8 protein-coding genes are annotated in these 9737 nt (G+C 69.5%); 5 read left to right on the plus strand and 3 right to left on the minus strand.

The genetic code is table 11. The features are described 5' to 3' along the window. The first annotated feature begins 200 nt into the window (after nt 1-200). On the plus strand, nt 201-3992 hold the full coding sequence (locus ON41_RS12425; RefSeq protein ID WP_040747750.1) for an nSTAND1 domain-containing NTPase: 3792 nt from the start codon (nt 201-203) through the stop codon (nt 3990-3992). Here the strand turns inward: ON41_RS12425 and ON41_RS12430 are convergent. After that, nucleotides 3971-4654, minus strand: a complete 684-nt coding sequence (locus tag ON41_RS12430) for a DUF8020 domain-containing protein (RefSeq protein ID WP_051161304.1) — start codon at nt 4652-4654, stop codon at nt 3971-3973. The genes ON41_RS12425 and ON41_RS12430 overlap by 22 nt on opposite strands. Nucleotides 4655-4959: 305 nt before the next feature. On the opposite strand from ON41_RS12430, the gene ON41_RS42250 reads away from it, so the two are divergent. Continuing rightward, nucleotides 4960-5130, plus strand: a complete 171-nt coding sequence (locus ON41_RS42250; RefSeq protein WP_169336479.1) for a hypothetical protein — start codon at nt 4960-4962, stop codon at nt 5128-5130. Here ON41_RS42250 and ON41_RS12435 read toward each other — a convergent pair. Together ON41_RS12435 and ON41_RS12440 are read right to left on the minus strand one after the other, a co-directional pair. Then, entirely contained in the window at nt 5108-5377 is a 270-nt protein-coding gene (locus ON41_RS12435) for a hypothetical protein (protein ID WP_040747715.1), read from the minus strand. The genes ON41_RS42250 and ON41_RS12435 overlap by 23 nt on opposite strands. A gap of 87 nt (nt 5378-5464) precedes the next feature. Next, nucleotides 5465-6223, minus strand: a complete 759-nt coding sequence (locus tag ON41_RS12440) for an NUDIX hydrolase (RefSeq protein WP_040747716.1) — start codon at nt 6221-6223, stop codon at nt 5465-5467. A gap of 77 nt (nt 6224-6300) precedes the next feature. On the opposite strand from ON41_RS12440, the gene nadA reads away from it, so the two are divergent. The 3 genes from nadA to nadC form a co-directional block, all read left to right on the plus strand. After that, a complete protein-coding gene (gene nadA, locus ON41_RS12445) occupies nt 6301-7326 on the plus strand; it encodes a quinolinate synthase NadA (protein ID WP_040747717.1) in 1026 nt (341 codons plus the stop codon). Next, complete coding sequence (locus ON41_RS12450) at nt 7323-8990, plus strand: L-aspartate oxidase (protein ID WP_040747718.1); 1668 nt, start codon at nt 7323-7325, stop codon at nt 8988-8990. The genes nadA and ON41_RS12450 overlap by 4 nt, the downstream gene beginning before the upstream one ends. A 29-nt stretch (nt 8991-9019) precedes the next feature. After that, a partial coding sequence (gene nadC, locus ON41_RS12455; RefSeq protein ID WP_040747719.1) for a carboxylating nicotinate-nucleotide diphosphorylase occupies nt 9020-9737 on the plus strand: 718 nt, incomplete at its 3' end.

A 9737-nucleotide genomic window follows, 5' to 3' on the forward strand; every position in this document is an offset into this window, starting at 1 on the left:
CGCGGCCGAGAATTCGATCATCCTTTCCTGTGTCGGAGCATTCGCCCGAAGACGCAGGAGGACAGATGGATTCGAGCCCGCCGCGGCGCGGCCGATCGCGCCCCTCGCCGAGGACCCGTTTCTCGCAGCGGTTCGCGGAACTGTTCGAGGCCGCCGGTAACCCGACACTGCGCCGGGTCGCCGCGGCGGCCGAGGCCCGCATGCGCGCCACCCGCGCGCCGGGACAGAAGGGCGGCGTCTCGATACAGCGCATCAGCGACTGGAAGGCCGGTCGCAATGTGCCCGCGAAATTCGAGACCCTGCTGCCCGTCCTGCTCACCCTCATCGACGAGGCGCGCAAGTCCAGCCGCCCGGTGCCCCCGGCGCTGCTGGACACGCAGGAGTGGCAGCGGGTGTGGACCGCGTCCAACGAGTGGGACCCGAATTCCGAAGCGGCGGACGTGCTCTGCCCCTACCTCGGTCTGGCCGCCTACGGGCGCGAGGATGCCGAGGTCTTCTTCGGCCGCACCCGGTCCACCGCGGAACTGGTCGATCTGGTCCGCGATACCGCGGGGCCCGGCGGGGACGGCGGACTGGTGATGCTGGTCGGCGCGTCGGGGGCGGGCAAATCGTCCCTGTTGCAGGCCGGAGTGATTCCGGCGCTGGCGGATTCGGCGGGGGAATGGACTGTCGCGATGATGACCCCGGGTGTGGACCCGGTGGGGGCATTGCTCGCGGCGACAGGCGCCGTCGGTGGGGCAGGAGGGGGCTCCACCGGCGGCGTTTCCGTGACCGAGGCACTCGGCGCGTGGGGTGTGGGTGGGCCACGGTTGCTGGTGGTGGACCAGCTCGAGGAACTGTTCACCCTGTGTCACGACGAGCGCGCCCGGGACACCTTCCTGGATGCGCTGGAGCACCTCGCCATTCGCGGGGAGAACTCCCCGGCCGCGGTGGTGCTCGCGGTCCGCGCCGACTTCTACGCTCGCTGCCTGGACGAGCCGGTGCTCGAGGACGCGCTCAAACATCGCAGCTACCTGCTGGGCCCGATGCGGCTGAACGAACTGGCCGAGGCGATCTCGCGCCCGGCCGACATGGCCGGCTACAAACTGGAACCCGGGCTCGAGGAACTGGTGATCTCGGAGCTGTGCGGCCTCGGCGGCGGAGGGGACCGCCGAGGCTACGACCCGGGCGCCCTGCCCCTGGTCTCGCACGTGATGGAGGCGGTGTGGCAGCGCCGCGACGGCTCCCGCCTGACCATCGACGGATACCGTTCGGCCGGTGGCGTTCTCGGCTCGGTCTCCACCACGGCCGAGAAGGCCTGGGGCGAACTGTCGGAATTCCAGCAGGCGGTAGGCAAACAGGTCCTCCTCGGCCTGGTAGCCGTCGGCGACGACTCCCGCGACACCCGCCGCAAGGTCTCCAGGGCCGAATTGCTCAGGCAGACGGTCGAAGCCGCCGACGCCGCCCTCGACATGCTGGCCCGCACCCGTCTCGTCACCCTCGAGGCCGACTCGGCCTACCTCACCCACGAGATCGTCCTCGACGCCTGGCCCCGGCTGCGTTCATGGATCGATGAGGACCGGGTCGGGTATCTGGAACGCCAGCGGTTGCAGTCCGACGCCACCGATTGGGTTGCCCACCAGCGTGATCCCTCGATGCTCTACCGCGGAGCACGCTTGGTCACCATGCGCGGGCATGCGCGCAACGGTGCGCTCGGCCCTGTGGCACAAGAGTTTCTCGACGCCTCGGAGCATGCCCGCGAACGCGCGCAACGTCGTTCGACCCTGCGCCGCGCGGGACTGGTGCTGCTGACGGTCGTCTCGGTGACCCTGGCGGGCGTGGCATTACTACAGAGCCACAACGCTTCCCGGCAGCGCGACAATGCCGTCTTCAATTCGATTCTGGCCGAGGCCGATCGCGTGGAATCCAGTGACCCGTCCCTGTCGGCGCAACTGACCCTGGTGGCCGACCGACTTCGGCCCGGCGATCCGGAGGTGAGCGCCCGCTTGATCAACACGCAGAACCTCCCTCTGGCGACTCCGCTCGCGGGGCATACCGGCTTTGTCCATGGCCTGGCTTACCGATCCGATGGACGCCTGTTGGCCTCGGCGGGTAGCGATAGGACCGTGCGGCTGTGGGATGTCTCGGATCGGCGGAACCCACACGCGGTGGGATCGCCTCTCACCGGCTACCCCGCATACGTCAGGGCTGTCGCATTCAGTTCGGACGGTTCGATTCTCGCCTCGTTGAGCGAGCAGATCGTTGTGCTCTGGAATGTGCGCGATCCGGCGAACCCGGTGCGTCTCGGCGACCCCATCCCGGTCGGCTACCCGACGATCCTGCGGTTCGGGCAAGATGGAAGAACCCTCGTCACCTCGGGCTCCGACCATCCGATCGTGTACTGGGACGTATCGGAACCGGCGCATCCGCGGATGATCGGCAGCCCGATAACGCCTTCGCCGAAGGCGCGCTTCTACTCTGTCGCTCTCAGCAGCGATCTGAGACGTGCGGTCCTCGTGGAGGACATCGGGCCGGTGCAACTGTGGCAGGTCGACGACCTGTTTTCGAACGCGGTGTTACTGAGCCGGCTCCCGGAGCGTGCGGCTTCCGCCGCAATCAGCCCGGATGGGAACACGGTCGCGGTTGCGGCCGATGCCATTGTCAAGGTCTGGGATGTACACGCTCCGAGCGCTCCACAGCAAGCGGCCATCCCTATTGTCGGGGGCGGTACCACGGTCGGGACCTCGCTCGAGTTCTCAGGCGATGGGAAAACTCTGGTGACCGAACAGGACGATCGCATCCCGACACTCTGGGACATGCACGATCCGACCCATCCCACGGCAGCCGCCCCTCCGTTGGCGGGAGCGGAGGGCTTCGTCGGAGGGGTTGCCTTGGCCCCCGACCAACGTTCCTTGGCAACAACGGGTCAGGACGGAGTCGTGCGTATCTGGTCGTTGCCGGGCGGTGGAAGCGAGAACTGGCCGCGCGGATCCTTGCTGGCGGCGCGAGGGAACACGGTTGTGGTGAAGACGGGCTCGGCCGCAGCCGAGGTGTGGCGCATCGATGATCCGGTGTCCGCACACCGGATCGGCGGTCTCGCCCTCGATCCCGAGGATCCTCTGCTGCGGGCGTGGATCAGCCCCGATCAACGGTCGGTCGCGCTCACCAGTACTAAGCGCGGGGTCACACTTGCCGACATCTCTGGCGCGGCGGCCGTGCGGCGCATCGAACACATTTCCGATGATCGCGGACGCTCAGTTGTCGCCACCGCGTTCAGTTCGGATTCGACGCGCTTGGCCATCGCGGGACTGAACGGCCGCAATGCCGCGTGGATTCAGCTCTGGGACATCGCGGACAAGGCCCATCCGGTGCCACTCGGCGATCCCATTTCGGCGGACACCGAATACGTCTTCGACGTCCAGTTCGCGCCCGGCGACCGATATCTCGCGGCCTCGGGCCGCGGCATCGTCGAAATTCTGGATGTGGCGAACGCGTCGGTACCACGACCGGTCACCCGCGTGCGTTCGGGCCGCGCCGACTCGGGAGCGTACGTGAGTTTCGCAGCTGACGGTCGAACAATGGCGAGCACAAGCGAAGACCAGTCGGTTCGCGTATGGGATGTGAGCGACATGGCCGCCCCGGCGCCGCTCGGCAGCCCGTTGACCGGCCACAACGCATATGTCAATGCCGTCGTATTCGATGCGGCAGGCGATCTGCTGACCTCGATGGACACATCCGCTTCCGTCCGGCTGTGGGATCTTTCCGATCGCCGCGATCCCCGCCCGATTCGCCACCCTGCCGCGTCGGCGGGAACACTGAGCGAGGGACGGGTCGCCTTTTTCGACAATGATCGCTATCTGATCGCCACCGGCGCGGACGGCTGGTTACGGTTGTTGAGCCTGGACCCGGAACCCTCGAAGGCCCGGATCTGCGATGTCACGCGTACCGTGCTCACCCCGCAGGTCTGGCGTGATCACCTTCCCGATCTCGATTACCGGCCGCCGTGTGGGTGAGCGTTCGGGGGTGGGAAGGGCTCGTTGATGGTGGTGAAGTATTGGGCGAGGGCGGCTATGGCTATGGGGGCGGTGACGAAGAGTTGGCCGGCTACGGTGCCGAGGGCGCCTACGGCGATGATGCCGCCGAGGCAGCCTATGGCGGCGGCGGGGATGATCGGGCCGAAGAGGCCGATGATGGTGGCGGTGGCTACCGTGGCGCCGGCGATGCCGCCGAGGACGCAGCCGACGATGCCGCCGCCGACGGCGCCGACGGTGGTGCCGATCGCGGCGCCGGTGGCGACGGTGTCCTTCAGGCGGGTGAAGGCGGCGACCTCGCGTTCGTAGGGGGAGGACCACGGGGCCTGGTCCTCGAACGGGAGGGCGGCGGGGCGGTAGGTGGCGTGGTCGAGGTCGAATTGCGGTGTGAGGGTGGCGGTGCGGCCCTCGATCTCGGCGGCGATGGGGAAGACGAAGTCGTCGACTCGGAATTCCAGCGGGGTGCCGGCGAGCACGGTCCCGTCGGCGGCTCGGATTTCGAAGATGCCGTCGTCGACTACGGCTGCGCCCGAATCGATCTCGATGATCGCGCGGTCACCGGAGGCGGTGGCGGTGTAGCCGACGGGGCTGGAATCGGCGGATTGCGGTGCGGCGGTGACGGTTCCGGCGGCCGTTCCCGTCATCGCGAGCGCCAGCGCCGTGGCGGTCGCGATCTTGCGCGGGGTCAGCGTTCGCGATGTCCGGGTGGATGACAGCAATGTCAAATCTCCTGGGGCAGTAGTCGTCTCGATGGGGGTGCCCTCACCGTCGCAGGGCCGGTCTTAAGTAAACCTGAAACCCCCTGAAGAGTTTTTCAGCAACGTGTGCAGTCGCACTCTGCCCATTACGGGGAAGAACCACGGCCGCGGGAGGGCATCGAAAATGACTGGCTGCCTGGCCTCCTGGGTCGCTATGGTCGCGGAACGGACCAGGAGAAAGGAGGGCGGCGATGAGTACGACCGACCGGGCCGCGCGCGATCAGGCGGTGTCGGGCGCGGCCGAGCGCCCCGACCTCGCCGCCTGGCGTCGTCGTCACGAGTTGCGCAGATCCAATGGCGCGCAACCGATCCGGAACAAGAAGGTGTACAGCCGGACCGTCAAGCACCGGCAGCGTTACTGAGCGGCACCGGTATCCGGGTGTCGCCGAAATCCCGGGCCAGGACGGCGCGGGCGCACGCATCGGCCAGCAGCAGACCCGCCTCGCGGCGCAGCCTGCCGAGTTCGGGCCGCCGGTCGACAGCCGCGAGTTCCCGGTCCAGGGACTCGAGCGTCCGCTGGAGGTCGCTCACCCGATCGACCGTCGCCTCGCGGCCCAGATCTCTCGTGTCCTCGATGAGCCGAGCCAGCCGAACTTCCAGACCGCGCATGTCGCCTCCCGGGAGCGCAACGAATTATCGTGCCGTTAAACAACGGTACATAAAACGTTGGCTAAGTGGAAGTCTTCCCGTGGGTGGTCAGCCGCGCGGTCGGAGGGCGGCGAATTCGTCGGTGACCCGGAGGCCGTCGTCGGTGAAGCGGTAGACGGCCGCCGGCCGCCCGCCCGCCTTGCCGGGGGAGGCGGTGTCGCCGGTCGGCCTGATGACCTTGCGGCGGCTCAGGACTCGTTGCAGGTTGGTGGTATCCACCTCGTAACCCAGCGCCGCGCAATAGATTTCGCGCAGCGCCGACATGGTGAACCGCGAGGGCGCCAGGGCGAAGGCGATATTCGTGTAGGAGAGCTTCGCCGCGAGCCGGGTGCGGGCGTGCTCGGCGACCGTGCCGTGGTCGAAGGACATGTGCGGGAGCCCCGAGACGGGATGCCAGCGGGTGTCGTCCGGGAGGTGGGGGTCGGCGGTCAGGGGGACCAGGCCCAGATAGGCCGAGGCGATGCGGCGCGGGCCGGGCACGCGATGCGGATCGCTGAACACCGACACCTGCTCGATGTGCCACAGCTCGCGCACATCCACCTTCTCGGCGAGTTGCCGGCGGGCCGAGGCGTCGAGGTCCTCGTCGTCGCGCAGGCGGCCGCCGGGAAGTGACCAGGTGCCCGTCTGCGGCTCCATCGCGCGCTGCCACAGCAGGACGCCCAGTTCGGTGTGCCAGTCGGGCGGGCACCGCGGAGATTCCGGGTCGACGGGGGTGCTATGGGCCTGACCAGCGGTGATGGTGTCCGGAAAGCGACGAACCTGGAACACCGCGGTGAGCGATTCGTGAATGGTGCTACTATGGGCCACGTTTTCGATTATAAGTCGAAAACCGGGTTGATGCGAATTCGGCGCAACCGCCGAGCGCATGAGGAAGGAGTCATGCCATGGCGACCATGACGTTTGCCGGGCACGTCACGGACGGTCCGTCGGGGTTCACCGGAGTGGAGGCCACCCCGGAGTGGGCGCGGGAGATCCAGCGCCTGGCGCGCGAGCGCAACGCGACCATCCTGGCGCACAACTACCAGCTGCCGGAGATCCAGGACGTCGCCGACCACGTCGGCGATTCGCTGGCGCTCTCGCGCATCGCGGCCGAGGCGCCCGAGGACACCATCGTGTTCTGCGGCGTGCACTTCATGGCGGAGACGGCCAAGATCCTCAGCCCGGCCAAGACGGTCCTCATCCCGGATCAGCGCGCCGGATGCTCCCTGGCGGACTCGATCTCCGCCGACGAGTTGCGGGCGTGGAAGGCCGAACACCCTGGCGCGGTGGTGGTTTCGTACGTCAACACGACCGCGGCGGTGAAGGCGCTCACCGACATCTGCTGCACCTCCTCGAATGCCGTCGACGTGGTGGCGTCGATCGATCCCGGGCGCGAGGTGCTGTTCCTGCCCGACCAGTTCCTGGGCGCGCACGTCAAGCGCGTCACCGGACGGGAGAACATGCACATCTGGGCCGGGGAGTGCCACGTGCACGCGGGCATCAACGGCGACGAGCTGACCGAGCAGGCGCGCACCCACCCCGACGCCGAACTGTTCGTGCACCCCGAATGCGGTTGCGCCACTTCGGCGTTGTACCTGGCGGGCGAGGGCGCGTTCCCCGCCGACCGGGTGCACATCCTGTCCACCGGCGGCATGATCGATGCGGCGAAGGCGGCCCGCTCGAATCAGGTGCTGGTCGCCACCGAGGTCGGCATGCTGCACCAGTTGCGCAGGGCCGCACCGGGTATCGACTTCCAGGCCGTCAACGACCGGGCCTCCTGCAAGTACATGAAGATGATCACCCCGGCCGCGCTGCTGCGCTGCCTGGTCGAGAACCGCGACGAGGTACACGTCGACCCGGAAACCGCCGCGCTGGCCCGCGATTCGGTCCAGCGGATGATCGCCATCGGCGCGCCGGGCGGGGGAGAGTGAATACTCCGTCGGCGGCGTGGGAGGCCGAGGCCGATCTGGTGGTGATCGGCGGCGGGGTCGCCGGTCTCACCGCGGCCCGGACGGCGTCGCTGCGCGGGTTACGGGTGCTGACCCTGAGCAAGGGCGGCCCGACCGATACCTCCACCCAGTACGCCCAGGGCGGTATCGCCGTCGTCGCGCCGCAGGACGACTCGGAGGACGACCATGTGCGCGACACCCTCGAGGCGGGCGCGGGGCTCTGCGATCCGGAGGCGGTGCGCTCGATCGTCGGCGGCGGACGGGAGGCGGTGGCGGCGCTGACCGACCTCGGCGCCGTCTTCGACCTCGGCCGCGACGGCCAGATCTCGCGCACCCGCGAGGGCGGGCACAGCACCCGGCGCATCATCCACGCGGGCGGTGACGCGACCGGCGCGGAGGTGCAGCGGGCGCTGAATACGGCCGGCCTGCCGGTGCTGTTCGGCGCCGCCGCGGTGGATGTCGTCACCGGCCCCGAGGGGGTGCGGGGCGTGATCGCGGTGTCGGACAAGGGATTCGGCGTCGTGCACGCGCCCGCCGTGCTGCTGGCGACCGGCGGGCTGGGGCAGCTGTACGCGTGCAGCACCAATCCGCCCGGGGCGACGGCGGACGGTATCGCGCTGGCGCTGCGGGCCGGCGCGGTCGTCGCGGATCTGGAGTTCCTGCAGTTCCATCCGACGGTGCTGTTCGCCTCCGGGGGCGTGGGCCGGCGGCCGTTGATCAGCGAGGCGGTGCGTGGTGAGGGCGCGGTGCTGGTCGACTCGCAGGGGGATTCGGTCACCGCGGGAGTGCATCCGCGGGGCGATCTCGCGCCGCGCGACGTGGTGTCGCGCGCGATCGCGGCGCGGATGCACGCGCTGGGAACGGATCACGTGTATCTCGACGCGCGCGCGATCGACGGCTTCGCCCGGCGGTTCCCGACGATCACCGCCTCCTGCGTCGCGGCCGGACTCGATCCCCGCACGGACCTGATCCCGGTGGCTCCCGCCGCGCACTACCAGTGCGGCGGCGTCGTCACCGATCCGCACGGCCGGACCGGCGTGCCGGGTCTGTACGCGGCGGGCGAGGTGGCGCGGACGGGCCTGCACGGGGCCAACCGGCTGGCGTCCAACAGCCTGCTCGAGGGTCTGGTCGTCGGCGAGCGCGCGGGCGCCGCGGCGGCGGAACGGCTCGGCGAGCCCGCGCGCGTCACGGAACTGGGGGCCGTCACCTTCCCGCGGGCGGACCGGAAATCCTTGCAGGAGTTGATGACCGACCACGCGTCGGTGGTCCGCGACGGTGACGGGATGCGGTCGGCGGTGCTGCGCCTGCTGCAACTGCTGTCCGATCCGATCGGGCGACCGGCGACCGGCGAGACGGAAAACCCCGAGGCCGAGGAACCGGCCGTTGCCGCACACCAGGATTCGCCGGACGTCACCGTGACCGCGCTGGAGGATGCGGCGCTGACGCTGACCGCCCGCGCCTTCCTGGTCGCCGCCACCGCCCGGACCGAGACCCGTGGCTGTCACACCCGCTCGGACCACCCGGAACCGCGCGACGATCTGCGCCGCCCGCTGCCGGTGCGGCTGGGCCCGGACGGGCGGCCGCAGCTGGTCGCCGAGGGCTCCGGGTCGTCGGGTGGCCCGCATCTGGCGGTATCGCGCGGCTGAGGCACATCGTGGAGAGTAGGAGTGCGGTAATGGCTTTGGACAGTGGACTGGATCGCGACGAGGTGCTGCGGGTGATCCGCACGGCACTCGACGAGGATCTGCGGTACGGGCCCGATATCACCACGGCGGCAACGGTTCCCGTGGACTCGGTGGTGAAGGCGGCGCTGGTGTCGCGGCAGGCCGGGACCGTGGCCGGGCTCGACGTCGGGCTGCTGGTCCTGGACGAGGTGATCGGGGCGGGCGGCTACGAGGTGACCGACCGCGTGGACGACGGCACGCGGGTGGCTCCGGGCGATCCCGTGCTGTCCGTGCAGGCCCCGGCCCGCGGGCTGCTGACCGCCGAGCGGACCATGCTCAACCTGGTCTGCCACCTGTCGGGTATCGCGACCGCCACGGCCGCGTGGGTCGACGCGGTGGCCGGGACGCGGTGCCGGATCCGCGACAGCCGTAAGACGCTGCCGGGGCTGCGCGCGTTGCAGAAGTACGCGGTGCGGGTCGGTGGCGGCGTCAATCACCGGATGGGCCTCGGGGACGCGGCGCTCATCAAGGACAACCACGTGGTCGCCGCCGGATCGGTGGTCGCGGCGTTGCGGGCGGTGCGGGAGCTGGCCCCCGATATCGCCTGCGAGGTCGAGGTGGACAGCCTGGAGCAGCTGGACGAAGTGCTCGCCGAGGACGTGGAACTGGTACTGCTGGACAACTTCCCGCTGTGGGCCACCCAGGCCGCGGTGCAGCGCCGCAACGCCC

The sequence above is a fragment of the Nocardia transvalensis NBRC 15921 genome, from assembly GCF_000308875.1.
GTDB classification, from domain to species: Bacteria; Actinomycetota; Actinomycetes; order Mycobacteriales; family Mycobacteriaceae; genus Nocardia; species Nocardia transvalensis.